The sequence below is a fragment of the Bacillus cereus group sp. BfR-BA-01330 genome (assembly GCF_022663885.1).
GTDB classification, from domain to species: domain Bacteria; phylum Bacillota; class Bacilli; order Bacillales; family Bacillaceae_G; genus Bacillus_A; species Bacillus_A cereus.
On sequence record NZ_JAKUGK010000001.1, the window covers coordinates 677,028 to 703,879 of the forward strand.

The following is a 26,852-nucleotide window of genomic DNA, read 5'->3' on the forward strand; positions in this document are numbered from 1 at the left end:
TACCCGGCGAATAGCGGGATAAAGAGTAGGTATAGATAAAAAGGAGCTAATTGAAAATGGAACGTATAAAAAAATTAGGAACAACAATGATCGCAACAGCAATTACAATGGGAATGTTTTCGTTACCTGTTAGTGCGCACGTTACTGTGAAGCCAGCAACTTCTGACATCGGTTCTTGGGAGACTTACACGATAAAAGTACCAGTTGAAAAGAATATAGCAACAACAAAAGTTACACTGAAAATACCGTCTGGTGTGGAATTCCAACAGTATGAACCAGTGCCAGGGTGGAAAATGGAAGAGCAGAAAGATAATGCCGGAAAAGTGAAAACTGTAGTATGGGAAGCAATAGGAGAAGGGATTTTACCCGGTCAGTTCCAGCGATTTACTTTCGTCGCTAAAAATCCGGATAAAGAACAAAAAATAGCTTGGGATGCATATCAACAATATAAAGACGGAGAAATTGTTGAATGGACAGGCGATGAGAAAGCTGAAAAACCGCATTCACTTACTACAATTGCAAAAGGTACGTCATTAACAGGAGAACATGGTGAAGTATCTAATGTAGAAAAGAATGAAGGTACTAGTAATATGCAGTTGATAGCAATTGTTTTATCTATTTTGGCAATTGTATCTTCGGTAGGTGCGTGTGTTTTTGTAGTGCGTCGTAAAAAATAAGATATAAAAAAGAGCCTACAAATAGTAGGCTCTTTCTCATATTTATTTCACTTCAACCTGCTGCCTTACAGCAAGTGTTTTCGGCTTTATATTTACAAAACAAATGCTCACAACAATAAATAATAGGCCAATAAATAAGCTCATTGTAATGGCTTCATGTAAGAAGATTGAACTTACAATAATAGCGATAAGGGGAATAAGGAATGTATAAGCCCCTACTTTACTCGCTTCACCAGCTCCAACGAGTGTGAAGTATGCAAGCCACCCCATTGCAATAACAAAGAATGAAATAAAGAGTAGTACACTAACAAATGGCATACTCCAAGCAATACTAGACCAACTTTCAAATTCTGAGCCAAATCCGATTAAACAAAGACCACCGATAAGAAGCTGAATTGTTACCATCCAAATGGCATTAACACGGTGACCAGTCTTCTTAATGAATACTGTGCCAAGTGCCCAGCCAATAGCGCATCCTAACGCGAGAAGGATTCCAATAACAGAAATATGTCCTGTTAAACTGCTTGAGCTAATAACACCTACACCAATAAATCCAAGAACAAGCCCGAAAATTTTCAAGCCGTACATTGATTCTTCAAGCCATATCCACGAGAAAATACCGAGTAAAACTGGTTGTAGAAATACAATGGCGGAAAATAACCCAGCAGGCATATATTGAAGACCAACAGTTTGTAACCCGTAAAATATAATGATGTTAAGTAAAGAAGAAATAACGTATAAATGCCACGTTTCTTTTAAATGTAATTCTTTATATTTGGGTAGAGCGAAAAGGAGTAAAATGAATCCTCCAATTAAAGTTCGAACGCCTGCAAATAAAACGGGTGGTGTATAATGCAGGGCAAACTTAGATAAAGGCCAATTGATTCCCCACATGAAAACGAGAAAGGTAAGGATTATGGCCGTCTTAGTTCGAGAAAGCTGTGTCACGGTAAGACCTCCTTGTTGTTATTCATTTCACTATGATATGATATCGAATGTAATAAATAAAATGAATCTTTTTTATAAGGAGTATAAGTGATTAGTTATGACTATTACACAACTGCAAGTATTAATAAAAACTATTGAGTTAGGTAGTTTTACGAAGGCTGCCAGGGTGTTAAATATGACGCAGCCAGCTGTAAGTCATGCCATTTCAAGTATTGAGTCAGAGTTAGGAGTTACGATTCTTATACGTGATAAACGACAAGGATTACTCGTTACGGATGTAGGAAACAGAATTCTTGTACATATTAGAGAGATTTTGAACGGTGTAGAGAAGATTGAACAAGAAGTTGCGATGGAGAAAGGACACGAAGTGGGGACGATTCGAATTGGGAGTTTTCCGAGTGCTTCTGCACATTTCTTACCGAAAATGATAAACCATTTTAAGGAGAAGTATCCGAGCTTAGAGGTCGTTCTTTGTGAAGGAACAATTAAAGAAGTTGAAGATTGGTTAATATCGAGGGTTGTTGATATAGGAATTGTTATTTTGCCTAATAAAGAGATGGAGATTGTCCCGTTAACGAAGGGAAAAATGGTTGCTATCTTAAGAGAGGATCATCCTCTTTGTAAGAAGGACTCTATTACAATTCGTGATTTGGAGAATGAACCGATCATATTATGTAAGGGCGGATACGAACCACCCATCATTGATATGTTTAAACAAGCCAACGTACCACTTCGGGCTGAGTATGTAATTTCTACCGTTACTACAGCTTTAAATATGATTCAAGAAGGATTAGGCATTGCAATATTAGCTGAATTATCTTTAACGAATTTACCACAGAATGTGCAAACGAGAGAATTGGAACCGCAAGTATGGAGAGAAATTGCTTTAGCTGTTCCTTCATTAAAGGATTCTTCAATCGCTGTACAGCTATTTATTGAAGAATTTCAAGCGCTATTTGCAGAATAAAAAGGGGTGTCTCATATATCATAATGGGGCACTTTTTAATTTGCTTATAAAAAATCTATGAAAAGGATTGACTTATTTTTTAGTTGTAACTATAATGGTTACATCGAGGTGGTGATTACGATGAAAATTAGTAGCCGCTTTTCCATAGCTGTTCATATTTTATCTATTTTGAAAAACAATCCATCTTCACTTTGTACTTCAGACTATATGGCTGAGAGTGTCAATACAAATCCAGTAGTCATTCGTAAAATCATGTCGTACTTGAAACAAGCTGGCTTTGTTTACGTAAATCGTGGACCGGGTGGCGCGGGATTACTAAAGGATTTACATGAAATCACATTGTTAGATGTGTATCATGCAGTGAACGTAGTCGAAGAAGACAAGCTATTTCATATTCACGAGCAACCGAATCCAGATTGTCCAATTGGGGCAAACATTCAAGCGGTGTTAGAAATTATTTTAATTCAAGCACAATCCGCGATGGAAGAAGTTTTGAGAAATATTACGATGGGGCAGTTGTTTGAAACTTTGCAAGAAAAAATGAATGCTTAAATAATATTTATATTTTTTTATCATCAATGTAACTGATTTGATTACAACGATAAGGTAAGGTGTAAAAGTTATGACTGTAAAAATGAAAGTATACTCAGATTTTATATGTCCGTTTTGTTTTTTAGCAAAAGGTCCATTAGATGAGGTAGCGAAAGAGAAAGGTGTAGAGATTGAATGGATGCCATTTGAATTACGTCCAAGTCCATATTCAAAAATAGATCCATGGAATGAACCAGAAAAATTAGGTTCATGGGATGCTTTCATTCTTCCGACAGCGAAGAAGTTTGGAATTGATATGCGCTTGCCACGTGTTTCACCACATCCATATACACATTTAGCTTTCGAAGGATGTCAATTTGCGAAAGAACGTGGACTAGGTAATGAGTATCATCACCGCGTATTCACAGCATTTTTCCAAGAAGAGCAAAACATTGAAGATATTGATGTGTTAACAAAATTAGCGGTAGAAGTAGGACTTCCTGAGGCGGAATTTAAAGATGCTTTAGTAACTCGTAAATATAAAGAAAAGCATCAAGAAGCAATTCAACACGCATATGATGAAGCGAATATTATGGCTGTTCCAACTGTCATGATTGGAGATGAAGTCATTCAAGGGCTTGCTAGTAAAGAAACACTAGAAAGGGTCATTGATAAAGAAATTGAAAAGGATAAAACAAATTCATTTGAAGGTATGCAATGTAATACCGATGGATATTGCTAATTCGCTTGTTATGAAATAACAAAATAAATTATAAAACAAACATTTGGAGGAATTAAAATGTCAGCAACTACAACAAACTTAAAAGAAGCAATCGTGAACCGCCGTTCAATTCGTAAAGTAACAAAAAACGATGCAATTACGAAAGAAAGAATTGAAGAAGTGTTAAAAACAGCTTTACACGCACCAACATCTTTCAATATGCAAAGTGGTCGTATGGTTGTATTAATGGATGGAGAGCATGAAAAGTTTTGGGATATCGTTAAAGAAACACTAAGAGCACGCGTACCAGCAGAAAACTTTGAAGCGACTGTAGAAAGACTAAAAGGCTTCCATGCAGGTGTAGGAACAGTTCTATTCTTTGAAGATCAAGCAACTGTAGAAAAAATGCAAGAAAATGCCCCATTATACAAAGATCAGTTCCCATTCTGGTCTCATCAAGGAAATGCGATGTTACAACATACTGTGTGGATGCTATTATCTGCTGAAGGAATTGGGGCGTCATTACAACATTACAACCCAATCGTAGATGCTGAAGTGAAAGAAACTTGGAACATTCCGGCAGAGTGGAGCTTAGTAGGTCAAATGCCATTTGGTGAATCAAACGAACAACCAGCAGAAAGAACGTTCTTGCCTACTGAAGATGTAGTGAAGTTTTATTAAGAAATACAATATGTAACGAGAAGGAAGCTGTGCTTAAAAACAGCTTCCTTTTTTGTAGTGGTGTTAATTTATGCGCATTTAGGGAAGAAATATAAGAAATAATACGGTGAGAAGGGAATTAGAAAAATGAATGATGAGAAAAAATATACAGTGGTAGGTACTGATGTTGAGGAAGTAAAGCGTTTAAATAAAAATTCAGGGTTAACGTATAATCAAGTGAAAGAAATGTTAGCAAAGCAAATGCAAAAAAAGAAGTAATTAGATTGAAATCTTTCATTTTTTCATTTAGCATTTTGATTGGAGAGAGTTAAGTAAAAGGTAACTCTCTTTTTTGTATAGCTAAGCATCTTATAGAGTGGAGGAAGCAACATGAAGAAATGGGTAAAGGTAACGCTGTCTATCACTGGAGGCATTGTCTTATTAGCGTGTGCCGGCGGATATTACGTGTATAAAAATTATTTTCCAAAGGAACCTGAGCGTATTGTATATGATAAAGAAAGAGTGCTACAACCGATACATAATCAGCTTAAAGGAATCAATATAGAAAATGTAAAGATAAAAGAAAGAGAAGTCGTAAATGCGACTGTAGATGAGCTTCAAAAAATGATTGATGATGGAAAGTTGTCATATGAAGAATTAACGAGTATTTATCTCTTTAGAATACAAGAACATGATCAAAATGGAATAACATTAAATTCTGTTACAGAGATAAATCCTAATGCGATGGAAGAAGCAAGAAAGTTAGATCAAGAGCGGGGTAGAAACAAAAATTCGAATTTATATGGTATTCCTGTCGTTGTAAAAGATAATGTACAGACGGAAAAAGTGATGCCGACTAGTGCAGGAACTTATGTATTAAAAGATTGGATTGCAGATCAAGACGCAACAATTGTGAAGCAGTTGAAAGAAGAAGGAGCATTTGTTTTAGGAAAAGCGAATATGTCTGAGTGGGCGAACTATTTATCTTTTACAATGCCAAGCGGGTATAGCGGGAAGAAAGGACAAAATTTAAACCCGTACGGTCCGATTACATTCGATACTTCAGGATCAAGTTCAGGATCTGCTACAGTAGTTGCAGCAGATTTTGCGCCGCTTGCAATTGGAACAGAAACGACGGGATCGATTGTTGCACCAGCGGCGCAGCAATCAGTAGTTGGGTTACGTCCATCTTTAGGTATGGTAAGTAGAACAGGAATTATTCCATTAGCTGAAACTCTTGATACAGCAGGACCTATGGCAAGAACAGTAAAAGATGTAGCAACGTTATTTAATGCAATGATAGGTTATGACGAAAAAGATGTTATGACAGAAAAAATGAAAGATAAAGAAAGAATTGATTATACAAAGGATTTATCAATAGATGGATTAAAAGGGAAAAAGATAGGGCTTCTTTTTTCTGTAGACCAACAAGATGAAAATAGAAAAGTAGTAGTAGAAAAAATTAGAAAAGACCTTCAAGATGCAGGTGCGATATTAACTGATAATATCCAGTTAAGTGCTGAGGGTGTAGATAATTTGCAAACATTAGAATATGAGTTCAAGCATAATGTAAACGACTATCTTTCACAGCAAAAGAATGTACCGGTAAAATCGTTAGAAGAGATTATAGCGTTTAATAAAAAGGATAGTAAAAGACGAATAAAATACGGACAAACATTAATTGAAGGGTCTGAAAAATCTGCTATAACGAAAGAAGAGTTTGAAAACGTAGTGCAAACGAGTCAAGAAAATGCAAGAAAAGAGCTAGATAGGTATTTAGTAGAAAAAGGTTTGGATGCTCTAGTTATGATTAATAACGATGAAGTCCTTCTATCAGCTGTAGCTGGTTATCCGGAATTAGCGGTTCCTGCTGGATATGATAAAAATGGAGAACCAATCGGTGTAGTGTTTGTAGGGAAACAGTTTGGTGAAAAAGAGCTTTTCAATATTGGATATGCGTATGAACAGCAGTCTAAAAATAGAAAATCACCTAGTTTATAAAAGATTATATGAAAAATAACTGCCACCGAAATTATGTTGGTGGATTCCAGTTAAACGAATCTAACAATATGAAAAGAAAAAAAGGATTCTTCTCAATTAGTAAGAAAGATTGTCTATAGGAGTTCATAAAATGTAATATATTCAATTTCCATCCATTGAAGGGGGAGGTTAATTCTTAATGAATGAAGTAAAGAGTTTTTTTCGAAGTAGAGGGTTTCAACGGTTTCTCGTTTTAATAATAGTAGCGCTTGTATTATACGCATTAAAAAGTATGATTAATTTAATATTAATTACGTTTATACTGACGTTTTTAATGGATCGATTTCAACGTTTTATTTCAAGAAAATTGAAAGTAAACCGGAAAATTGTTATTGCATGTTTATATATAATACTAGTTTCCTTTATAGGCACAACATTATATAAATATTTACCTGTGCTGACGATACAAATTTCACAATTAATTTATCAATTTAAACTGTTTTTTCAAAATCCACCTGATAATGAAATCGTTAAATATGCACTTTCGACAATTAATGGGATGGAAGTATCAAAATATATAGAACAAGGTGTAGACGTCATATATCAATCAATAGCAAATATAGGAAAGGTAAGTTTACAAATATTATTATCTCTAATTTTAAGCTTATTTTTCTTATTAGAAAAAGAGCGTATTATTACATTTACATCAAAGTTTAAAGATAGTAAGTTAAAAATCTTTTATGAAGAAATTGCATATTTTGGTGAAAGATTTGCAAGATCGTTCGGCAAAGTAATTGAGGCTCAGTTTTTAATTGCCGTTGTAAATTGTATTCTTACTGTCATTGCATTAATCGTTTTAGGATTTCCACAGCTACTTGTATTAGCTGTTATGATTTTCTTACTAGGGTTGATTCCTGTTGCAGGTGTGATTATTTCTTTGTTTCCACTTTGTATCATTGCTTACAACGTAGGCGGAGTTATGTACGTAGTATACATACTCGTATTCATAACAGTAATCCATGCTCTTGAAAGTTATTTTTTAAATCCGAAGTTTATGTCTGCAAAAACAAATTTACCAATATTCTACACATTTATGATTCTTATCTTCTCAGAGCATTTCCTTGGAATATGGGGGCTTATTATCGGGATACCAATCTTTATCTTTTTATTAGATGTACTTGATATAAATAATGAGGATGCGACTAAAAAATAAGAAATGATAGAAAATCACTAAAAAGTCATAGGAGATAATGAAAATAAAAAGCAATCCAAAATAAATTGGATTGCTTTTTATCTTAATTAAAGAACCGGAGCCATTGTTTCTTTCAATACTTGAACAGAGTGGTCGAATTTTAATTCTTCATCTTCACTTAATTCAACCTCTAAAATTTCACGAACACCGCCGCGATTTAAAACAGCAGGTACCCCGATATAAACATCTTTTTGACCGTATTGACCTTCTAAGTAAGCTGATACAGTTAATACACTATTTTCGTCGTTTAAAATTGCTTTTGTAACACGTAGAAGTGACATACCGATACCATAATAAGTTGCGCCTTTACGCTCAATAATATGGTAAGCTGCATCACGGACGTTTATGAAAATTTTGTCTAAATCTTCTTGATTATACGTGTTGTCTTTTTCAAGCAGTGTTTGTAGTTTTTGGATACCAACGGAAACATGGCTCCAAACTGGAAGTTCAGTATCGCCGTGTTCTCCGATAATATAAGCGTGAATGTTGTGTGGACCAATATCGAAGTACTCACCTAACATATAGCGGAAACGAGCAGAATCAAGCGTTGTACCAGAACCGATTACACGTTCTTTCGGTAAACCAGATTCTTTCCAAGTTACGTAAGTTAAAATATCTACAGGGTTTGTTGCGATTAAGAAGATGCCATCAAATCCGCTATCCATAATACTGCGAACGATTTGTTTGAAGATTTTAGCGTTTTTCTCAACTAAATCTAAACGTGTTTCGCCTGGTTTTTGTGGTAATCCAGCTGTAATAACTACAAGGTCAGCATCTTTACAATCTTCGTAGCTGCCTTTCCATACTCTAGTTGGAGCTGGTGCGAATGGAACAGCATGACTTAAGTCCATTGCTTCCCCTTCAGCTTTTGCCTCATTTACATCGACTAAAACAAATTCTTCAGCTACAGCCTGGTTAATCATGCAGTAAGCATAACTACATCCAACTGCTCCTGTTCCTACTAATACAACACGGTTAATACCTTTTTTCATTTCAAAATTCCTCGCAATTTCATTGATTTTATTATGTAAGATAATACGTCTTACTTCTATAGAGTCATATCTAGTTTATTACATTTTATAAAAGATATTCAAGTATTTGAAAATGTATCCGTGCAAATCCGCGAACAAAACATAGGAATTCAGTGAACCGAATATAATTCAGTAAAATCCTTTGTAAAAGGGGAAATGGCATGGGGAGTCCATTAGCAATGGAAGAAATGCTTCATATTATTCATGCAGGGCTTGTTAAAAAGAATAACCCAAAACGGATTACGATTGCAGGTGCAGGGATTTCTGGATTAGTTGCAGGTTCTTTATTAAAAGAGGCTGGGCACGAAGTAACGATTATAGAAGCAAATAACAGAATAGGTGGCAGAGTGTATACGATTCGGGAACTATTTAGTGTGGGTTTATATTTTAATGTGGGACCGATGAGAATCCCTGACACCCATAAGTTAACCTTAGCGTATATTCATAAATTTAAACTACCTTTAAACCTTTTTATAAATAAAACTTTTGCAGATATCATTTATACGAATAACATTCAAACGAGATTGAATGTGTTTGAAAATGATCCAAGTGTACTTGAATATCCGGTTTTGGATAAAGAAAGAGGAAAAACGGCAGAAGAGCTAATGATTGAAGTATTAGAACCAATACTAAATTACATTAAGAAGGATCCTGATAAAAACTGGCTTATCGTTGAAAAAAAGTATAAAACGTATTCGCTTGGTTCATTTTTAATGGAGTATTATTCAGATGGTGCGATAGATATGATTGGGGTACTTCTTGATATGGAAGCTTATATGGGAATGTCCTTAATTGAAGTATTACGTGAAATGATTTTCTTTACTTCAACAACGAAATATTATGAAATAACTGGTGGAATGGATAAGTTATCGAATGCATTCTTACCACAATTAAGGGAACATATTTTAATGCCGTATAAGGTTGATAAAATTATACAAGAAGATAATAAAGTAATGTTACAAGGAAATCATGAACAAACGTTAGAGCAATTTACAATAACAAGTGATTTTGCTATTATTACAATTCCATTTTCAGCGTTAAGATTTGTAGAAGTTCAGCCATACTATTTATTCTCTTATTTTAAAAAAAGAGCAATTCGTGAATTAAATTATATTGCTGCAACTAAAATTGCAATAGAGTTTAAAAGTAGATTTTGGGAGAAAGCGGGACAGTGTGGCGGTAAATCTATTACTGATTTACCGATACGGTTTACATACTATCCGAGTTATGGCATTCATACTCCAGGACCAGCTATCGTTATAGCAAGTTATACGTGGGCAGATGAGGCGTTAACATGGGATAGTCTCCCGCAAAGAGATCGTATTCGGTACGCATTAAAAAATTTAGCGGAAATATACGGTGATATCGTCTATAGTGAGTTTGTCACTGGAACATCTTTTAGCTGGAGTAAAAATCCGTATTCTTGCGGTGCATTTACAGCTTTCGAACCAGGCCAAGAGCTCGAGTTATTTCCGTATATTACACCACCATCTGGAAAAGTACATTTTGCAGGAGAGCATACGACATTAACACATGGATGGATGCAAGGGGCAATTGAGTCTGGAGTTAGAGTTGCATATGAAGTAAATGAACAGTGAATCTCTTATATTTACAAATGGTCATTCTTTTAATAAAATGATAAATATAAATCGTAATTATTACGCTTTGAATACATTTGAAGTAAAGAAATGGATGGTCGGTTGAATGAATAAAGTGGAGATTCATATATTAGGTGGTTTTTTAGGTAGTGGAAAATCAACATTATTACAAAATTTATTGTTAGCAGAGAAAAAGAAGAATAGAAAAGTTGCAGTATTAATGAATGAAATTGGTGAATACTCAGTAGATACAGATATTATTGGAAAAGAGAATGTTTTAAGAGAACTTCTTAAAGGATGTATTTGTTGTACGTTAAAAGAAGAGCTTGAAATACAATTACATTCGTTATACCAACAAGAAAGACCAGATGTAATTTATATAGAAACGACAGGTGTTGCGCATCCAATTGAAGTGTTAGACGCGTGTGTCTCGCCAATTTTAGCTCCTTTTCTGGAAGTGAAATCAATTGTAGTCGTTTTAGATGCAGTAAGGTGGTTAAATCGAAGTATATTAAGTGCAAATGTACAACAGCTATTGCATGAGCAACTGAAATTTGGTAGTCACATTCTTGTTAATAAAGCAGATTTACTAACAGATGAAGATAAGAATACAGTATTTGAAGAAGTAAAGGCAATAAATGATCATGCGAAAATGTATGAGACAAAGTATTGTAATATATCTTTAAAAGATATAGAAGAAGCAGAATTTCCAAATGATGAGGAACACGAGACACTACATGTCAAACAGCATTTACATATACAAACAATGACATATCAATTTACGAAACCGATTGATCAAGACAAATTATATGAATGGCTTTCGAATTTACCAGATAGTATTTATCGAGTGAAAGGTTTTGTGAAATTCCATGGAGATAAATACCCTCACCTATTCCAATATTCGTTCGGAGTACCAACTTTATTAGAACAAGACTTCGGTTTCCCGACAAACTTAGTAGTAATAGGAGAAGGACTAGATAAGAAACAATTGGCTGAAGGGTTAGAGAAAGTAGAACTTAACTCTAATTAAGGGGAAAAGACTAACTTAAAAATAAGTTAGTCTTTTTGTATGGTCATTACTGAAATGAAACAGTATTTTCAATTGGATTGCAGAATATATATTGATTGTATGTCCGTTTCCATTACATAGGAAGGTGATTATATATTTGTGCCGAATGTAGAGGGTACTACAAGAGTTTTCCATTATCTATCGAATTAGTTAGTCATGATTACGGACAGGGGATTTTGGCGTGTTTGATTCTATCAGAAAGTAAAGTATGGGGAGGATCACAATGTCGATGAAAAAACGTAAGTGGCTAAAAACAATGTTTACTGGTTGTGTTTTAGGTTCGTTATTAATAACGGCAGCTTGTTCAGGAAAGAAAACAAGTACAGAGGATGAAAAAACGATTAAGGTAGGAGTCCTTGCTTCTTTAACAGGACCGCTAGAATCGTATGGAAAACAAACAGTGAACGGATTTGAATTAGGGTTAGATTATGCAACTGGTGGAACTGGGAAAGTAGATGGGAAAAAGATTAAGTTTGTTGTAGAAGATACAGAAACGAAAGCGGATGTAGCAGTTAAAAAAGCTACGAAGTTATTAGAAGAAGAGAAAGTTGATTTTTTAGTTGGATCGTCTAGTTCAAGTGATACGTTAGCGGTTTTACCACTGGCTGAAGAATATGAAAAGATTATGGTTGTAGAACCGGCAGTTGCGGATAGTATTACCGGGAAGAACTGGAATAAATATATTTTTAGAACTGGAAGAAGTTCCTCACAAGATGCGATTGCAGGAGCAGCAGCAATTGCGAAAAAAGATGTAAAGATTGCAACATTTGCCCCAGATAACGCTTTTGGTCGTGAAGGGATTGCTGCATTTAAAGCGGGTGCGAAAAAATTAGGTGCGAACATTGTGAATGAGCAATACGCGGATACAAATTCAACAGATTTTACAGCGAATATTCAAAATATCATTAGTTCAAAACCAGATTATTTATTTATCGTTTGGGCAGGGGCAAATTCACCTTGGAAACAGTTGAAAGATATGAATGTGGAAGCGCAAGGTATTAAAATTTCTACAGGTGCGCCAGATATACCAGCATTAAAAACAATGGATGCATTAGTAGGTATGCAAGGTTTTTCTGTATATTATCACACACTTCCAAAAAATAAAGTGAATGATTGGCTAGTTGAAGAGCATAAAAAACGTTTTAATGGTGCAGTGCCAGATTTGTTTACAGCAGGAGGAATGTCAGCAGCAATTTCTATTGTAGAAGCCTTAAAGAAAACAAAAGGTGATACAGATGTAGATACCTTGATTAAGAAAATGGAAGGAATGGAATTTGATACACCGAAAGGAAAGATGAAGTTTAGAGAGAAGGACCACCAAGCGATGCAGACACTGTATTCTATCACATTGAAAAAGCAAGACGGTGTTGATTATCCGGTGCCAGTGTTAGAGCGAGAATTAACGATGAAAGAAACAGAACCACCAGTTCAAAATAAATAGACTGAATTTTCTGTTGTTTTTGTATAAAGAGGGGGGACCCTCTTTATACATATTTCTTTCATACTCACGGCTTTAAAGGGAGGGATTTCGTGACACATTTGCTAGAGACGAAAAATCTTAGTGTATCTTTTGGTGAACATCAAGTTATTAAAGATGTAAATTTAACTGTCCAAAAAGGAAAGCTCATTTCTATTATTGGGCCAAATGGTGCGGGGAAGACAACGTTATTTAATTTACTAAGTGGACAGATTTCACCCACAACAGGTGAAGTGTATTTTAAAGGGCAAGATATTACAAAACTATCGATTTCAGATCGAACACGCTTAGGAATCGGTCGCTCTTTTCAGCTTACAAACATATTCCCAGAATTAACGGTACTTGAAAATGTCCGTTTAAGTGTTCAATCATTCGTACAAGATTACTATAGTTTTTTCCCGAGTTCAGCAAAATTAAAGCAACAAGTTGGAGAGGCGAGACGTTTCTTAAAAACAGTATTACTTCATGAAAAAGAGAACGTATTAGCGAAAGATTTGGCACATGGAGAGAAAAGGAAGCTAGAACTTGCGATGTTATTAGCTTTAAAAACGGATGTGTTATTACTTGATGAGCCGACGGCAGGTATTTCGGTTGAGGAAGTCCCTGCTATATTACAAGTGATTGAAAATATTAAGAAACATCCAGAGAGCACAATTGTACTTATCGAACACAAAATGGATATGATACTAGGTTTGTCAGATCATCTTATCGTTTTATTTCATGGAGAGTTATTGGCTGAAGGATTGCCAGAAGAAATTATGAAAGATGAGCGTGTACAAAGTGCTTATTTAGGGGGATTATATAGTGGCACTATTACAAGTGAATAATATAGAAACGTATTTAGATCAGTTTCATATTTTGCAAGGAGTATCTCTTGCTGTTGAGAAAGGGACGATTACTGTACTGTTTGGTAGAAATGGGGCAGGGAAAACAACGACATTACGTTCAGTGATGGGGTTTCACCGCATTGCAGATGGTGAAATTTATTATGATAGTGCAAAAGTGAGTGGATTACCTACACATTTAATTTCAAGGAAAGGAATAGGGTATGTACCAGAAAATCAAGGTATTTTTCATGATTTGACAGTAGAAGAAACTTTCGCTCTTGCTAGGGGAAAAGGTGAGGAAGTAGAAGGGAAAATAGAGTGGATGCTGGAACTATTTCCGGATTTAAAGCAGTTTTGGAATAAGAAAAGTGGGCTCTTGAGCGGAGGGCAAAAGCAAATGTTGGCTATTTCAAGAGCGTTTATTAATAGTGATGGATTATTACTTATTGATGAACCGAGCAAAGGGCTATCCCCGATAATGGTGGAGAAATTAATGGTAGCTATTTTGAAGATGAAAGAGAAAACAACAGTTTTACTTGTTGAGCAAAATTTTATGATGGCCAGTCAAATTGGCGATTATTTTTACATTATGGATAACGGACGAATTGTTCATAACGGTTTTATGAATGAATTAAAAAAGGATAAGGAAATGTGTCATAAATATTTAGGAATCTCTTAACATGAATCCGAGGTGAAAAGGATGGATGTGTTAATCAATTTATTTGTAAATGGGATTTCAACAGGGATGCTCATTTTTTTGTTAGCATCAGGTCTTTCACTTATTTTTGGTTTAATGAGCGTTTTAAACTTTGCACACGGTGGTTTATTTGCATGGGGAGCATTTACAGGTGTTTGGTTATTTAATGTGACAGGAAGTTATATATTAGCTTTAGTTGGAGCAGTAGCCATGGGAATGTTCCTAGGATTTATTTTAGAAAGGTTTCTTATTAGGCCGGTATATGGAAATCATGTTCGACAGCTGCTCGTTACGCTTGGAGGAATGCTCGTTCTTAGTGAGTGTATTAAAATATTTTGGGGGCCAAACCCTATTAGTGCAAAATTACCGTTATGGTTACAAGGAAGTTTTACATTCGGAGGTATTATATTAATTAAATATCGTCTATTTGTTATTTTGATTGGGATAATTATTTACATTGCACTACTACTATTACTCAAAAAGACGAAGATAGGTCTTATGATCCGTGCAGGTGTAATGGATAAAGAAATGGTTCAAGCGCTTGGTATTAATGTAAAAGCGATATTTTCTTTCGTCTTTTTATTAGGGGCAGGGATGGCAGCTTTGGGAGGATTCTTATTAGCACCGTATTCGGGCGTTATTTTCGCCGAGATGGGCATGCAGTATGCAATTTTAGCTTTTATAGTAGTAATTATCGGTGGATTAGGAAGCGTTCAAGGTTCAGCTATTGCTTCTTTAATTGTCGGATTAGCTGGTGCTTTTACAGCGTATTTTATACCAGATTTATCACTTGCAATTAATATGTTAATGTTACTATTTTTCTTAATAGTGAAGCCAACTGGACTTGTTGGTGAAAAGGGGTGAAATGGTGAACAACACATCGGACCGAATTAAAGTATACTTCGGAGTATGTATGCTCATTTGTTTAAGTGTATTTCCGTTCGTAAATGATTCACGGAGCCTGTTAATTTTGTTCACTCAAATCTTCATCTTTGCTATTTTTGCAATGAGTTTTGATGTATTACTTGGGTATACAGGAATTGTATCGTTCGGTCATTGTATGTTCTTTGGGATAGGAGCATATGGGGTAGCGCTTTTATTTGATCGACAAGGCGTATCAATAACGAACTTTTTAATTGGAATAGTAGCTGCAATTATCGTTTCAGCAATCGTTAGTTATATAATTGGTTTGCTTTCTTTACGATTGAAAAGTCATTTTTATGCAATGTTAACACTTGCTATTTCACAGTTATTTTTTGTACTTGCTGAAAAATGGCGTGGGCTTACTCACGGAGGAGATGGTTTTACATTTGGTGTACCAGACGTATTCCGTGATCGTTTTACGTTTTATTATGTAACACTTATATGTTTACTTATCATTTTTGTTCTGTTACGTCTTTTCACCAAATCTTCTATTGGAAAAGTATTAAAGGCAATTTCCCAAAATGAGCAACGTGTTGAAGCACTAGGATATAAAGTGCTTCATTATAAAATTATTGCTAGCATTGTTGCAGGAGTAGTAGCTGCGATTAGCGGTGGTTTATTTGTTATCACATTGCGTTTTGTTAATACGACTGTATTTTCAATTGAAATGACATTAAATGCATTATTGATGACGATGATTGGTGGGGTTGGAACGTTAATTGGAGCAATTGCAGGAGCTGGAATTATTGAATCTCTAAAATATTATTTATCAGAACTAGCTACAGAGTATCCGATCTTTGAACGATGGACGATTATTCTTGGTTTATTGTACATTATCGTATTGCTAGTTTTCCCGAAAGGATTAGTTGGCACGGTTAAGGGACTGAAGAATATGAAGCGGAATAAGAAGGAGAAAAGTGCAGAAGTGGAGCAAAATGTGTGAAAAATCAATTGTATAGAATATGAAAATCCCTCTTTTAGATTCATAAAGGAGGGATTTTTTATTAACCGAATAGTTCATCAGGGATTTGTTTGAAAGAGTTTTGATTTGTAAAAAAATGAACAGCTAATTTTTCAACTGGAACATCTTCAATTGGTACCAATTTATCATTTTTAATCGGCAAAAAGGCTATCCCTTTTCCGTCCTGAATAAACTCTTCCATAAGCGAATAAGAATCTAATTGTTGAAGTTGACGCTGAGATAAATTATTTTCTTTTAGAAATTGTATCGTCTTATTTCTAAAAGGGCACTTTTTGTCATTGCTAACGAAGAAGAGTTCCTTTGAATAGTCAATGATACATTTTTCTTGATCTTTTAGTAAGCCTATAGAAATTGAAGTAGTAAATACTTTTTTAAAACCTGCACCAGAATCATCCTCATAAGTGATGACCATATCAACTTTTTGTTGCTGCAGTAATTTTGGCAAATGACTACTATTTTCTACATATATTTGATAATTCATGAAATTTTCTCTAATACGCTTACTTAAATAATTAGTCAAAATCGATTGTGACGTCGCGATTATATAAGAAGACCCACTTGTTTTAATTTTATCTTTCGCTTCTTCTAATAGAGTTAATATTTGATTCGTGTAATCTAATAAAATGTCACCAGAAGGTAATAAGGAAACGCCTTTGTTATCTCTATGTAGTAAGGGTGTTTCTAATTCTTGTTCTAATTTTTTAATTCTTTCAGTTACGTTCGGTTGAACATAACCTAACTCTTTAGCAGCTTTACTAATAGAACCCTCACTGGCTACAGTTTTGAATATAATAAGATCATTTATTTCCATATATCTCAGCCCCTTATGCACTATCATTATAAATGATACCAAACATAATTTATACCTATTTTACGTTAGCTACTTATCGATTTATCATAATGTATATAAGATTGAAAGCGAGTGATAAACATGATTGGAATGCAATATAAGGTCATTTTGCCAAAGGATTATGACATGGAAATTATTAAGAAAAGGGTAAAGGATAATGGTTATAAAACTGATGGTTTCCAAGCACTAAATTTTAAAGCTTATTTAATTACGGAAACGGAGAAAGACGGGAATTTTTATAACTGCTATGCACCTTTATATATTTGGAATGGGCATGAAGGGATGAATAAATTTATCTTTGAAGGGTATTACGATAATATTTTACAATCGTTTGGTTGGCAACAAATACATATAGGTGTTCCATTAGTTGTTAATCTAAGTGATGGATTTAAGAAAAGTAGATATGTTGTTGAATATGCAGGAAGTATTGCTCAAAGTAAAACGCTGATTGGGACTCAATTAAACATGATGAATGAAAATGTACAAAACAATGAAAAGTGTTTAGGGAATGTAATCGTTTATAATCCGGATAAATGGGGATATAGTAGGTTTGAGTTTTATGAAGAGAAGCCTGATATTATAGTAAATAAAGGTGCTACAGTATATGAGATTTTACACATTTCACGATGAAATTTTGTTGTATATTAAAAATAAGAAAAGGAATGAAAGTCTATGCCTTTTGTGAAGATTTATTATCCTGAAAACATATTAAATGAAGAAGAGTTGGAAAAAATGGGGGAATGTATCCATCTTTCGTTAATTGAACATTTTAACATCCCTGAAAATGATTATTTTCAAATGTTCTTACCTTACCAACAAAATAAATTTTTATATAATCCATATTATTTGTTGGAAAGAGGAGAAAAGAGAACAGAGAATATGATATATGTTTCTATTACATGTGGACCGGGAAGAACGGTGCAACAGAAAAAAGATTTGTATCAATCGGTATCTTTAAAAATCGCAGAATATTCCGACATTAAAACTTCGGATATTTTTATTACACTAAATGAGACAGCTGCTGAAAACTGGTCATTTGGTCAAGGAATAGCACAAATGGTGAAAATAAAGGGAGAAAAAAATGAAAAATGAACTTATTGAAGTACATATCAAAAAGAAAATGAGAGAAATGGCACCTGCATTTGCTCATTATAGTGAAAAGATATTATTTGAGGAAGTGTGGCGGGATGCCACTTTAACATTAAGGGAAAGAAGTTTGTGTACTGTGTCAGCACTAATCAGTCTCGGTAATACAGAACAATTACAATTTCATCTGAAGCTAGCTAAACAAAATGGGATTAAGGAGAATGAATTGGTTGCATTAATAACACATATGGCTTTTTACGTTGGTTGGCCAAAAGCTATGTCAGCTTTAAATATAGTAATGAATGAAATGAAAAGCTAAGAATAATGATAAGTAAGAATTCATGTTTATATGAATTCTTACTTATCATTATTTATGCAATACTCTATCGCTATATTTATTACATTTTCTCTTGCTTTTTTATCACTTGCGTAGTAAAGTGATAGTAAGATTAACGCTAGGAAGTGACAAAACATGCGCGATAATACGATAGGATCATTAATATGGTTACGTTTAATACGATTTACGAACCAAAGTAATCAAATGTCAAATGAGTTTTTAAAACGTTTTGATTTAACGACAGCTCAATTTGATGTGCTTTTGCAAATACGTACGTATCAACCACTAACACAAATGGAGTTAGCTGAAAAGGTAACTGTTACACAAGGTGGCATTTCTCGAATGTTAACTCGTCTTGAAAAAGAAGGATATATTGTACGAAAACAAGATTGGAAAACGAAAACAATTAGTCTTACAGAGCAAGGAGAAGCGGCTTTAGAGAGAGCATTGCCAGAGCAACTTGCATTTCAATCTTCGTTTTTTGATGATGTATTAAATGAAGAAGAGCAGAAAATATTATATGAGCTGATGACGAAAGTTCATAAGCATAGTGAAAAAAAAGAATTACCGCAAGAGTAATTTTTTTTACACCATCAATTGACTAATCAAGTGATGGTGTAGGTAATACGGAGATAAACTTGACTTACCAACGTTTTTAGAAAAAAACTAATACTACTTTATTAAAGGGGAGAGTAACTATGGAAAAATACCGTATAGATACAAGAAAAGGAATTGAGTTTGGATTATATTCAATTGGTGATCATGTTTTAAATCCACATAATGGGGACAAAATTACGCCAGAAAAAAGAATTCACGAACTAATTGAAACAGCTAAGTTAGCAGATGAGGCAGGACTTGATGTGTTTGCTGTCGGCGAAAGTCACCAAACACATTTTACAACGCAAGCTCATACAGTTATTTTAGGTGCGGTCGCGCAAGCTACGAAAAATATAAAAATTGCAAGTTCCGCAACGATATTAAGTACATCTGATCCAGTTCGAGTATATGAGGATTTCGCTACCATTGACTTGATTTCTAATGGACGTGCAGAAATTGTGGCTGGTCGTGGATCTCGTATTGGAGGATATAGCTTACTTGGTTATGACGTGAATGATTATGAAGAATTATTTGAAGAGAAGATGGATCTTTTATTAAAAATTAATAACGAGGAACATGTAACATGGAATGGACAGTTCAGAGCACCGCTCGCACATGCATCGGTTATTCCAAGAGCGAAAAATAATAACTTACCAATTTGGCGTGCAGTTGGAGGTCCACCAGCTAGTGCAATTAAAGCAGGACGTGCAGGTGTGCCAATGATGATAACAACACTTGGTGGTCCAGCAATTAACTTTAAAGTGTCAGTAGATGCTTACCGCGAGGCTGCTCAGCAAAGCGGATTTGATCCAGCTAGTTTACCAGTTGCGACAACTAGTTTATTTTATACGGCAAAAAATTCACAAGATGCACTTAGTGAATATTACCCTCACATTAATGCTGGTATGCTTACACTGCGCGGTGATGGGTATCCGAAACAGCAATTTACAAATGCAATAGATTACCGTGATGCTTTAATGGTTGGTAGCCCACAACAAATCATTGAGAAAATGCTTTACCAATATGAATTGTTTGGCCAACAACGCTTTATGGCACAAATTGATTTTGGCGGTGTACCATTTGATAAAATTGAGAAAAATATTGAATTAATTGCTACTGAAATTTTACCAGCCGTTAGAAAACATACAGCAAAATAAATAAAAAAACTGAGAGTTTAATCGACTCTCAGTTTTTTTATTTGTTCTGGAAAAATGACAAAAAAATGAACTTTTAGTCGAGGAAGAGGGAAGTTGTTTTCTATTTTTGAATAACATTATTTCGAGTTTGAATTTTGAAAATACATTTTTCTCTTGACAAAAAATAAGCATTTATCGTGGGTGCTTTCGAGGACATTTTTCCGAGTAAAAGTCAAGCGTATGAAGAAAAAACGATTGTTTTATAGATACAAAAGTAAGAAGTATATTGAAAAAACACATTTTGCTAATGAGAAAAATCTGATTCAAAAAAATGACAAAAGACATATTTCAGACAAAATGATGTCAATAATACGTCAAAAATAACCTGAATTTACTATGCAGGTATATTATACAATTCGATTAACGAATAAAACACTACAGAAATAGTGAAAAGGTAAAAAATAGCATTACAATAGTTTGAAAAACTGAAACTTCATATTTTTCGACAATACATACAAAATGTTTTTGTCTTTTCGTATTTCTTAATAATTGAGTTTGATAAGATTGCTCAATTAACTTTTATTATAAAAACTATGAAGGAAGTGATTTTAGTATGGAAACGCTCGAATTGGCACGAATACAGTTCGCATCAACAACGATTTTCCATTACTTTTTTGTTCCGCTGTCAATTGGTTTAGCTTTTATTATTGCGATCATGCAAACGTTGTATGTGGTAAAAGGGCAAGAGGTATATAAGAAGATGGCAAAGTTTTGGACGCAATTATTCCTTATTAACTTTGCAGTAGGTGTAGTAACAGGTATTTTACAAGAATTTCAGTTTGGTATGAACTGGTCAACGTATTCACGTTTTGTAGGTGATGTATTTGGTCCCTCGCTTGCAATTGAAGGATTACTGGCATTTTTCATTGAGTCTACATTCCTAGGTTTATGGGTATTCGGTGAGGACAAATTACCGAAGCGAATTCACTTAATGTGTATTTGGCTCCTTTCAATTGGAACGATGTTATCAGCATTCTGGATTTTAACTGCAAGTGCATTTATGCAGTCACCTGTCGGGTATGAAATGGCAGCTGATGGTCGTGCGCAAATGAATGATTTCTTAGCCATTATTCAAAACCCACAACTATGGGTACAATTCCCGCATACAATTACAGCGGCAATTGCAACAGGTGCATTCTTTATTGCTGGTGTAAGTGCATGGAAAATTACAAAAGGACAAGAAACTGTAGTATTTAAAAAATCTTTCCAAATTTCTATCATTGTTGGAACAATTACAACGGCGCTTGTATTGTTCTTTGGTCATGCACAAGCGCAACAATTAATTAAGACACATCCAATGAAGATGGCGGCAGCTGAAGCACTATGGAATACAAGTGAGGATCCAGCACCATTTACAGTATTTTCGAAAATTGATACAGAGAAGAAAGAAAATTCGTTTGAGATTCAAATCCCTTATATGCTAAGTCTATTATCGTATGATAAGTTTAGCGGTCAAGTTGAAGGAATGAATCAAATTCAAAAACAATATGAAGAAAAATATGGACCTGGGGATTATATTCCTCCAGTGCATACAATGTTTTGGAGTTTTAGAGCGATGGTAATGAGTGGAACATTCATGCTTCTTCTAGGAGCTTACGGATGGTTCTTATCAAGAAAAGATCGTTTAGCTGAAAAAACGTGGTATTTAAAATTAATGGTGTATGCAATTTCTCTTCCATTCATCGGTAATACAGTAGGGTGGATTATGACTGAAATGGGTCGTCAACCTTGGGTAGTATTTGGTGTAATGAAAACAGAAGATGCTGTATCACCAAATGTAACATTCGGTGAAGTATTATTCTCACTTATTTCATTCACATCAATGTATTTAATTATGGGTGGAATTTGTGTGTACTTATTTGTTCGTACCATTAAGGGCCACACGAATAAGAAAACGAAAAAGGATTATCAAAGCCATGATCCATTTGATAAGGAGGAAGAGTATGTTATCTCTTAATGAGTTGTGGTTTTTAGTTATTGCAATCTTGTTTGTTGGATTCTTCGTACTGGAAGGTTTCGATTTTGGTGTAGGAATGGTTTCGAGGTTTTTAGGAAAGAATGATTTTGAAAAACGAGTTTACTTAAATACAATAGGACCGTTCTGGCACGCGAATGAAGTATGGCTTGTTTGTGCTGGTGGAGCCATGTTTGCGGCATTTCCGCACTGGTATGCAACTTTATTTAGTGGTTTTTATATTCCATTTGTATTTATGCTTCTTGCTTTAATTTTAAGAGGTGTTTCCTTTAAATTTCGTGCGAAAATAGATAATCATAAATGGAAGAGTGCATGGGATTGGGGGATGTTTATTGGAAGTATGTTACCTCCTATCCTTTGGGGAGTTGCGATTGCAAACTTTATGGTAGGTGTACCTATTGATGAGAGTAAAAATGTTGTAGGTGGATTCTTGCAATTACTTCATCCATTTGCGTTACTTGGAGGAGTAATGTTTCTCCTACTATGTATTGTTCACGGATTACAATTTCTTACGATACGTACAACTGGTAAATTGAGAGAACGTGCACGAATTGCTGCAATAAAAATTGCACCATTTTCATTAATTACACTTCTTGTTTTTGCTGGTGTGGGGTTATGGAAAACCGACATTTTCACTGCTCATGGAACAGAATGGATTATGGTACCAATCGGAGCTTTTGTAGCACTATTAGTGTCCACTTTATTAAATAAAAGAAGAAGAGATGGTTGGGCTTTCTTTATGACGAGTTTAACGATCATTTTACTAAGTGCGAGTGTATTTATCGGTATGTTCCCACGTGTTATGATTAGCTCTTTAGGAGCAATGAATGATTTGACAATTTACAACGCAGCATCAGGAGCTTATGCATTAAAACTTATGACTTACTTTGCGATTGCTATTTTGCCTTTCGTTATCGGAAGTCAAATATGGAGTTATTATGTATTTAGACAACCTGTTAAGTCAGACAACGATTTGGAGTACTAATGAAAAGAAAAAGAGGACTTCCGTCTTATCCCGGTAGCCGTATTTTATATGTAGCGTTAACGATTATTAGTATTTTAGAAGCTTTTAGTATTATTGCGCAAACAATCTTTTTAGCACGAGCTATTACGTTTTTATTTCATGGAGAGACAGTACAAACAATATTAAGTGAAGTTGTTTATTTTGGTATCGCGTTTGCAGCGCGTAACATAGTAGTTCGAACATCACAAATATTAGTGGAACGTTTTGCTGAAAAAACAGGGTCGTTACTAAGAAAACAATTGATAGAGGCATATTTCACATTAGGTCCAAGGTATGTTCAAACTGTTGGAACTGGTCATCTGGTTACCTTATCAATTGAGGGGATTGAGAAATTTAAAACATATATTGAATTAACGATTCCTAAAATGATTAGAAGTAGTATCGTTCCAGGTCTAATTGTACTATACGTTTTTACGCTAGATATTGAGTCTGGAATCATTTTAGTTGTAACGATTCCTATCGTGATCATATTTATGATTCTTCTCGGATTAGCAGCGCAAAAAATGGCAGATAGTCAGTATGAGATATATCGTGTACTTTCGAATCATTTTGTAGATACGTTAAAAGGTTTAGAAACATTAAAGTATTTAGGGAAAAGTGAACAGCACGAAGGAAAGATTGAAAAAGTAAGTAAAAGATATAGAAAAGCAACGATGCGTACTTTGCGAGTTGCTTTTCTTTCTTCTTTTGCATTAGATTTCTTTACGAGTTTATCAATTGCGTTTGTGGCAGTTGGATTAGGGATACGTTTAATAGATGGAACGATTATACTATTACCAGCCCTTACAATTTTGATTTTAGCTCCGGAATATTTTCTGCCGATTAAACAAGTGGGAGCAAATTATCATGCGACATTAGATGGACAAATTGCGATGGAGCAAATAGAAGAGATTTTGCAACAACAAAAAGGAATACAAAAGAAAGATTTAAATGAAGATATAGTATGGAATGCCTCTAGTAGCTTGAAATTACAAGATATCAAAGTTAATAATACTGAATCTGAAAAGGCTATATTAGAAGGAATTAATTTTACTTGGGAAGGTAACGGTGCTATTGGTGTTATTGGTGAAAGTGGTGCAGGGAAATCGACGTTAATCGACGTATTAGCAGGTTTTTTATCTCCTTCGAGTGGAAAGATGTTAGTAAATGGTGTAGAAGTTGATGGATCTACTCGTGAAGATTGGCAAAAAAATATTGCTTATATTCCGCAGCAACCTTATATTTTTCCGCTTTCATTAAAGGATAATATTCGTTTTTATGAAACAAATGCAACAGATGAAGAAGTTGAAAGAGTTATTAATGAAGTCGGCCTTCGTTCACTCGTTACATCACTTCCAAATGGGATACACGAAAGAATTGGAGAAGGTGGACGTATGCTAAGTGGCGGACAAGAACAGCGTGTTGCTATGGCGCGTGCGCTTTTAAGTAAAAAACCAATCATTTTATTAGATGAGCCTACGGCACATCTTGATATTGAAACCGAATTTGAAATAAAGCAAGCGATGTTACGTCTATTTAATGGAAAGTTAGTATTTTTAGCAACTCACCGTCTACATTGGATGAAACAAATGGACCATATTCTTATTCTAAATAAAGGGGAAATGAAAGAAAGTGGGACGTATGAAGAACTTTTAGAGAATGAGACATTACATTTTCATAGGGAAGAGAGGGGAGAGAAATGAGTAACTGGGTTAAACCTTATATAAAACAAAATAAAGGTAGAATGACTTTAACTATTTTCCTTGGTCTTCTTGGAGTTAGTTCAGGAGCGATGTTACTTTTTATTTCAGGTTATTTGATCTCAAAATCTGCCCTTAGACCAGAAAATGTAATGGCTGTATATGTTCCTATTGTTGCAACAAGAGCGTTTAGTATAGGGCAAGCTGTATTTCATTATATAGAGCGCCTAGTCGGACATGATGTCGTACTACGTATATTAGAAAAAATGAGAACGAGGCTATATAGAATAGTAGAACCACAGGCGTTATTTTTCCGTTCTCGATTTCAAACGGGTGATATGTTAGGAGTGTTATCCGAAGATATAGAGCATTTGCAAAACCTATATTTACGTACAATATTTCCTAGCATATTAGCGCTAGTTGTTTATAGTATCTTCGTACTTGTTATCGGTGCATTTGATTTTGTTTTTGCACTTATTGTAGGTTGTATGTTAGCTATTATCGTTTTTCTTCTTCCGTTTGTATCATTACTTTTGATGAAGAAACATCATGTTACTTTAAAGCAAGGAAGAAACCGTTTGTATCAACAACTGACAGATGCTGTTTTTGGATTATCTGATTGGCAAGCAAGTGGTCGTAAAGATGAATTTATTAATGAGTATGTAAAACAAAATGATCAGTTGTTAAAAATCGAAAAGAGAGTGAAACGCTGGTATCATATTCGGGACAGTATCATTCAATTAGTAGTAGGTATTGTAGTTATTTCGATGATCATATGGACTGGGAATGAAGCGGCAAGTGAACAAATTGCTCCTACAGTTATCGCAGCTTTCGTATTAATGACTTTATCTGTAACAAACGCGCTTATTCCTATTGCAGATGCCATCGATCGAATACCGTCGTACGTAGAATCTACCCATCGTCTTAATGGCGTAGAAAGTGATAGTGTTTTACATGATGAAACGGATTTGCATGGAGAGAAAGATTATATTGAACCAAAACATGTAGATATTGAACTGAATCACGTATCGTATAGTTATCCAGATAGTAATGAGATTGTATTAAAAGATGTATCATTACAAATAAAAGCAGGGAAGAAAATTGCTATTTTAGGGAGAAGTGGGACAGGGAAATCTACTTTACTAAAATTGTTAACAGGGGCGTTAAGCCCAGTAAATGGACAAGTTGTATTGAATGGTGAACGAGCTCATACGAATCTTTTAGCTAAATATATTTCTGTATTAAATCAAAAGCCGCATTTGTTTGATACGACAATTGGAAATAATGTACGAATTGGCAAACCGGAGGCGACGGATGAAGAGATATGGAAAGCTTTAGAGAAAGCACAATTAGCTTCACATGTTACTTCTCTTCCAGACGGATTACAAACAAAAATGCATGAAATGGGAAAGCGGTTTTCTGGTGGGGAAAGACAAAGGGTTGCTTTTGCTAGAACTCTTATGCAAGAAACACCAATTATTGTACTTGATGAACCGACTATCGGTTTAGATCCAAAAACAGAATTGTCTTTAATCGAAACAATGTTTTCTGCAACGGAAGAAAAGACGGTTATTTGGATTACGCACCATCTTGTAGGAATAGAACATGTAGACGAAGTTATATTCCTTGATCGTGGCCAAATTGTCATGCAAGGTAGTCATAAACAACTTCTGAAAGAAAATGAAAAGTATCGTAAACTTTATGAGTTAGATAAAGGAATATGATTTGAATAAGCAATAATTGTAAAAATAGCTACGCCTAATGGTG

Annotated in this window: 27 protein-coding genes; 24 read left to right on the forward strand and 3 right to left on the reverse strand. The window is 34.7% G+C overall.

Features of this window, described 5'->3' with window-relative positions:
* The first annotated feature begins 56 nt into the window (after nucleotides 1-56).
* Nucleotides 57-677 carry a YcnI family copper-binding membrane protein gene (locus MR112_RS03465; RefSeq protein WP_000439685.1) on the forward strand — a complete coding sequence of 207 codons (621 nt, stop codon included), beginning with the start codon at nucleotides 57-59 and terminating at the stop codon, nucleotides 675-677.
* Between the two features lie 42 nt (nucleotides 678-719).
* On the opposite strand, the gene MR112_RS03470 is transcribed toward MR112_RS03465, so the two are convergent.
* Nucleotides 720-1,625 (reverse strand): DMT family transporter, encoded by a 906-nt coding sequence (locus tag MR112_RS03470; protein ID WP_000192812.1) that lies wholly within the window; start codon nucleotides 1,623-1,625, stop codon nucleotides 720-722.
* Nucleotides 1,626-1,722: 97 nt separating this feature from the next.
* Here MR112_RS03470 and MR112_RS03475 point away from each other — a divergent pair, with 97 nt between their 5' ends.
* The 7 genes from MR112_RS03475 (at nucleotide 1,723) to MR112_RS03500 (ending at nucleotide 7,697) form a co-directional block, all read left to right on the forward strand.
* Nucleotides 1,723-2,592 (forward strand): LysR family transcriptional regulator, encoded by an 870-nt coding sequence (locus tag MR112_RS03475; RefSeq protein ID WP_000156743.1) that lies wholly within the window; start codon nucleotides 1,723-1,725, stop codon nucleotides 2,590-2,592.
* Nucleotides 2,593-2,712: 120 nt separating this feature from the next.
* Nucleotides 2,713-3,144 carry an Rrf2 family transcriptional regulator gene (locus MR112_RS03480; RefSeq protein WP_000704073.1) on the forward strand — a complete coding sequence of 144 codons (432 nt, stop codon included), beginning with the start codon at nucleotides 2,713-2,715 and terminating at the stop codon, nucleotides 3,142-3,144.
* A gap of 70 nt (nucleotides 3,145-3,214) precedes the next feature.
* On the forward strand, nucleotides 3,215-3,865 hold the full coding sequence (locus tag MR112_RS03485; RefSeq protein ID WP_017656790.1) for a DsbA family oxidoreductase: 651 nt from the start codon (nucleotides 3,215-3,217) through the stop codon (nucleotides 3,863-3,865).
* Nucleotides 3,866-3,922: 57 nt separating this feature from the next.
* Nucleotides 3,923-4,525, forward strand: a complete 603-nt coding sequence (locus tag MR112_RS03490; protein ID WP_001277023.1) for a nitroreductase family protein — start codon at nucleotides 3,923-3,925, stop codon at nucleotides 4,523-4,525.
* A gap of 126 nt (nucleotides 4,526-4,651) precedes the next feature.
* Nucleotides 4,652-4,783 carry a hypothetical protein gene (locus MR112_RS28755; RefSeq protein WP_000997344.1) on the forward strand — a complete coding sequence of 44 codons (132 nt, stop codon included), beginning with the start codon at nucleotides 4,652-4,654 and terminating at the stop codon, nucleotides 4,781-4,783.
* A 111-nt stretch (nucleotides 4,784-4,894) separates the two neighbouring features.
* Nucleotides 4,895-6,505, forward strand: a complete 1,611-nt coding sequence (locus tag MR112_RS03495) for an amidase family protein (RefSeq protein ID WP_000759479.1) — start codon at nucleotides 4,895-4,897, stop codon at nucleotides 6,503-6,505.
* A gap of 178 nt (nucleotides 6,506-6,683) precedes the next feature.
* Nucleotides 6,684-7,697, forward strand: coding sequence for an AI-2E family transporter (locus MR112_RS03500; protein WP_001006597.1), 1,014 nt, complete (start codon nucleotides 6,684-6,686; stop codon nucleotides 7,695-7,697).
* 86 nt (nucleotides 7,698-7,783) lie between these two features.
* Here the strand turns inward: MR112_RS03500 and MR112_RS03505 are convergent, their stop codons facing one another.
* Nucleotides 7,784-8,728, reverse strand: coding sequence for an L-lactate dehydrogenase (locus tag MR112_RS03505; RefSeq protein WP_000715321.1), 945 nt, complete (start codon nucleotides 8,726-8,728; stop codon nucleotides 7,784-7,786).
* A 200-nt stretch (nucleotides 8,729-8,928) separates the two neighbouring features.
* Here MR112_RS03505 and MR112_RS03510 point away from each other — a divergent pair, with 200 nt between their 5' ends.
* From MR112_RS03510 to MR112_RS03540, 7 genes are all read left to right on the forward strand, one after another.
* Entirely contained in the window at nucleotides 8,929-10,365 is a 1,437-nt protein-coding gene (locus tag MR112_RS03510; RefSeq protein ID WP_242244783.1) for a flavin monoamine oxidase family protein, read from the forward strand.
* A 106-nt stretch (nucleotides 10,366-10,471) separates the two neighbouring features.
* Nucleotides 10,472-11,395 carry a CobW family GTP-binding protein gene (locus MR112_RS03515; protein ID WP_001044939.1) on the forward strand — a complete coding sequence of 308 codons (924 nt, stop codon included), beginning with the start codon at nucleotides 10,472-10,474 and terminating at the stop codon, nucleotides 11,393-11,395.
* Nucleotides 11,396-11,657: 262 nt separating this feature from the next.
* Nucleotides 11,658-12,875 carry a substrate-binding domain-containing protein gene (locus MR112_RS03520; RefSeq protein ID WP_000061996.1) on the forward strand — a complete coding sequence of 406 codons (1,218 nt, stop codon included), beginning with the start codon at nucleotides 11,658-11,660 and terminating at the stop codon, nucleotides 12,873-12,875.
* Between the two features lie 89 nt (nucleotides 12,876-12,964).
* The gene (locus tag MR112_RS03525) at nucleotides 12,965-13,738 is read left to right on the forward strand and encodes an ABC transporter ATP-binding protein (protein WP_000149338.1); all 774 of its coding nucleotides are present in this window, start codon (nucleotides 12,965-12,967) and stop codon (nucleotides 13,736-13,738) included.
* On the forward strand, nucleotides 13,716-14,417 hold the full coding sequence (locus MR112_RS03530; protein ID WP_001196696.1) for an ABC transporter ATP-binding protein: 702 nt from the start codon (nucleotides 13,716-13,718) through the stop codon (nucleotides 14,415-14,417). The genes MR112_RS03525 and MR112_RS03530 overlap by 23 nt, the downstream gene beginning before the upstream one ends.
* Before the next feature lie 21 nt (nucleotides 14,418-14,438).
* Complete coding sequence (locus MR112_RS03535; protein ID WP_000382805.1) at nucleotides 14,439-15,299, forward strand: branched-chain amino acid ABC transporter permease; 861 nt, start codon at nucleotides 14,439-14,441, stop codon at nucleotides 15,297-15,299.
* A gap of 49 nt (nucleotides 15,300-15,348) precedes the next feature.
* A complete protein-coding gene (locus tag MR112_RS03540) occupies nucleotides 15,349-16,302 on the forward strand; it encodes a branched-chain amino acid ABC transporter permease (protein WP_002040965.1) in 954 nt (317 codons plus the stop codon).
* Nucleotides 16,303-16,363: 61 nt separating this feature from the next.
* Here the strand turns inward: MR112_RS03540 and MR112_RS03545 are convergent, their stop codons facing one another.
* Entirely contained in the window at nucleotides 16,364-17,152 is a 789-nt protein-coding gene (locus tag MR112_RS03545) for a LysR family transcriptional regulator (protein ID WP_048538798.1), read from the reverse strand.
* Between the two features lie 120 nt (nucleotides 17,153-17,272).
* Here MR112_RS03545 and MR112_RS03550 point away from each other — a divergent pair, with 120 nt between their 5' ends.
* The 9 genes from MR112_RS03550 (at nucleotide 17,273) to cydC (ending at nucleotide 26,809) form a co-directional block, all read left to right on the forward strand.
* Nucleotides 17,273-17,821 (forward strand): DUF4865 family protein, encoded by a 549-nt coding sequence (locus tag MR112_RS03550; RefSeq protein ID WP_000579893.1) that lies wholly within the window; start codon nucleotides 17,273-17,275, stop codon nucleotides 17,819-17,821.
* A 42-nt stretch (nucleotides 17,822-17,863) separates the two neighbouring features.
* Nucleotides 17,864-18,283 carry a tautomerase family protein gene (locus tag MR112_RS03555; protein ID WP_048538797.1) on the forward strand — a complete coding sequence of 140 codons (420 nt, stop codon included), beginning with the start codon at nucleotides 17,864-17,866 and terminating at the stop codon, nucleotides 18,281-18,283.
* A complete protein-coding gene (locus MR112_RS03560) occupies nucleotides 18,273-18,596 on the forward strand; it encodes a carboxymuconolactone decarboxylase family protein (RefSeq protein WP_000787196.1) in 324 nt (107 codons plus the stop codon). Before MR112_RS03555 ends, MR112_RS03560 begins: the two co-directional genes overlap by 11 nt.
* Before the next feature lie 153 nt (nucleotides 18,597-18,749).
* Nucleotides 18,750-19,193, forward strand: a complete 444-nt coding sequence (locus tag MR112_RS03565; RefSeq protein ID WP_001205523.1) for a MarR family winged helix-turn-helix transcriptional regulator — start codon at nucleotides 18,750-18,752, stop codon at nucleotides 19,191-19,193.
* Between the two features lie 119 nt (nucleotides 19,194-19,312).
* Nucleotides 19,313-20,368, forward strand: coding sequence for an LLM class flavin-dependent oxidoreductase (locus tag MR112_RS03570; protein ID WP_000417543.1), 1,056 nt, complete (start codon nucleotides 19,313-19,315; stop codon nucleotides 20,366-20,368).
* Nucleotides 20,369-20,960: 592 nt separating this feature from the next.
* Nucleotides 20,961-22,364: a cytochrome ubiquinol oxidase subunit I gene (gene cydA, locus MR112_RS03575; protein ID WP_242244784.1), complete on the forward strand. Its 1,404-nt coding sequence runs from the start codon at nucleotides 20,961-20,963 to the stop codon at nucleotides 22,362-22,364.
* Nucleotides 22,351-23,367: a cytochrome d ubiquinol oxidase subunit II gene (cydB, locus tag MR112_RS03580; protein ID WP_000950083.1), complete on the forward strand. Its 1,017-nt coding sequence runs from the start codon at nucleotides 22,351-22,353 to the stop codon at nucleotides 23,365-23,367. Before cydA ends, cydB begins: the two co-directional genes overlap by 14 nt.
* Nucleotides 23,367-25,088, forward strand: a complete 1,722-nt coding sequence (cydD, locus tag MR112_RS03585; RefSeq protein WP_000824039.1) for a thiol reductant ABC exporter subunit CydD — start codon at nucleotides 23,367-23,369, stop codon at nucleotides 25,086-25,088. The genes cydB and cydD overlap by 1 nt, the downstream gene beginning before the upstream one ends.
* The gene (gene cydC, locus MR112_RS03590) at nucleotides 25,085-26,809 is read left to right on the forward strand and encodes a thiol reductant ABC exporter subunit CydC (protein ID WP_000073643.1); all 1,725 of its coding nucleotides are present in this window, start codon (nucleotides 25,085-25,087) and stop codon (nucleotides 26,807-26,809) included. Before cydD ends, cydC begins: the two co-directional genes overlap by 4 nt.
* Nucleotides 26,810-26,852: the final 43 nt, after the last annotated feature.

Bases quoted from the DNA above. Each gene is read 5' to 3' on its own strand.
- MR112_RS03465 (WP_000439685.1), top strand. From the start codon at position 57: ATGGAACGTATAAAAAAATTAGGAACAACAATGATCGCAACAGCAATT.
- MR112_RS03475 (WP_000156743.1), top strand. From the start codon at position 1,723: ATGACTATTACACAACTGCAAGTATTAATAAAAACTATTGAGTTAGGT.
- MR112_RS03480 (WP_000704073.1), top strand. From the start codon at position 2,713: ATGAAAATTAGTAGCCGCTTTTCCATAGCTGTTCATATTTTATCTATT.
- MR112_RS03485 (WP_017656790.1), top strand. From the start codon at position 3,215: ATGACTGTAAAAATGAAAGTATACTCAGATTTTATATGTCCGTTTTGT.
- MR112_RS03490 (WP_001277023.1), top strand. From the start codon at position 3,923: ATGTCAGCAACTACAACAAACTTAAAAGAAGCAATCGTGAACCGCCGT.
- MR112_RS28755 (WP_000997344.1), top strand. From the start codon at position 4,652: ATGAATGATGAGAAAAAATATACAGTGGTAGGTACTGATGTTGAGGAA.
- MR112_RS03495 (WP_000759479.1), top strand. From the start codon at position 4,895: ATGAAGAAATGGGTAAAGGTAACGCTGTCTATCACTGGAGGCATTGTC.
- MR112_RS03500 (WP_001006597.1), top strand. From the start codon at position 6,684: ATGAATGAAGTAAAGAGTTTTTTTCGAAGTAGAGGGTTTCAACGGTTT.
- MR112_RS03505 (WP_000715321.1), bottom strand. From the start codon at position 8,728: ATGAAAAAAGGTATTAACCGTGTTGTATTAGTAGGAACAGGAGCAGTT.
- MR112_RS03510 (WP_242244783.1), top strand. From the start codon at position 8,929: ATGGGGAGTCCATTAGCAATGGAAGAAATGCTTCATATTATTCATGCA.
- MR112_RS03515 (WP_001044939.1), top strand. From the start codon at position 10,472: ATGAATAAAGTGGAGATTCATATATTAGGTGGTTTTTTAGGTAGTGGA.
- MR112_RS03520 (WP_000061996.1), top strand. From the start codon at position 11,658: ATGTCGATGAAAAAACGTAAGTGGCTAAAAACAATGTTTACTGGTTGT.
- MR112_RS03535 (WP_000382805.1), top strand. From the start codon at position 14,439: ATGGATGTGTTAATCAATTTATTTGTAAATGGGATTTCAACAGGGATG.
- MR112_RS03540 (WP_002040965.1), top strand. From the start codon at position 15,349: ATGCTCATTTGTTTAAGTGTATTTCCGTTCGTAAATGATTCACGGAGC.
- MR112_RS03545 (WP_048538798.1), bottom strand. From the start codon at position 17,152: ATGGAAATAAATGATCTTATTATATTCAAAACTGTAGCCAGTGAGGGT.
- MR112_RS03550 (WP_000579893.1), top strand. From the start codon at position 17,273: ATGATTGGAATGCAATATAAGGTCATTTTGCCAAAGGATTATGACATG.
- MR112_RS03555 (WP_048538797.1), top strand. From the start codon at position 17,864: ATGCCTTTTGTGAAGATTTATTATCCTGAAAACATATTAAATGAAGAA.
- MR112_RS03560 (WP_000787196.1), top strand. From the start codon at position 18,273: ATGAAAAATGAACTTATTGAAGTACATATCAAAAAGAAAATGAGAGAA.
- MR112_RS03565 (WP_001205523.1), top strand. From the start codon at position 18,750: ATGCGCGATAATACGATAGGATCATTAATATGGTTACGTTTAATACGA.
- MR112_RS03570 (WP_000417543.1), top strand. From the start codon at position 19,313: ATGGAAAAATACCGTATAGATACAAGAAAAGGAATTGAGTTTGGATTA.
- cydA (WP_242244784.1), top strand. From the start codon at position 20,961: ATGGAAACGCTCGAATTGGCACGAATACAGTTCGCATCAACAACGATT.
- cydB (WP_000950083.1), top strand. From the start codon at position 22,351: ATGTTATCTCTTAATGAGTTGTGGTTTTTAGTTATTGCAATCTTGTTT.
- cydD (WP_000824039.1), top strand. From the start codon at position 23,367: ATGAAAAGAAAAAGAGGACTTCCGTCTTATCCCGGTAGCCGTATTTTA.
- cydC (WP_000073643.1), top strand. From the start codon at position 25,085: ATGAGTAACTGGGTTAAACCTTATATAAAACAAAATAAAGGTAGAATG.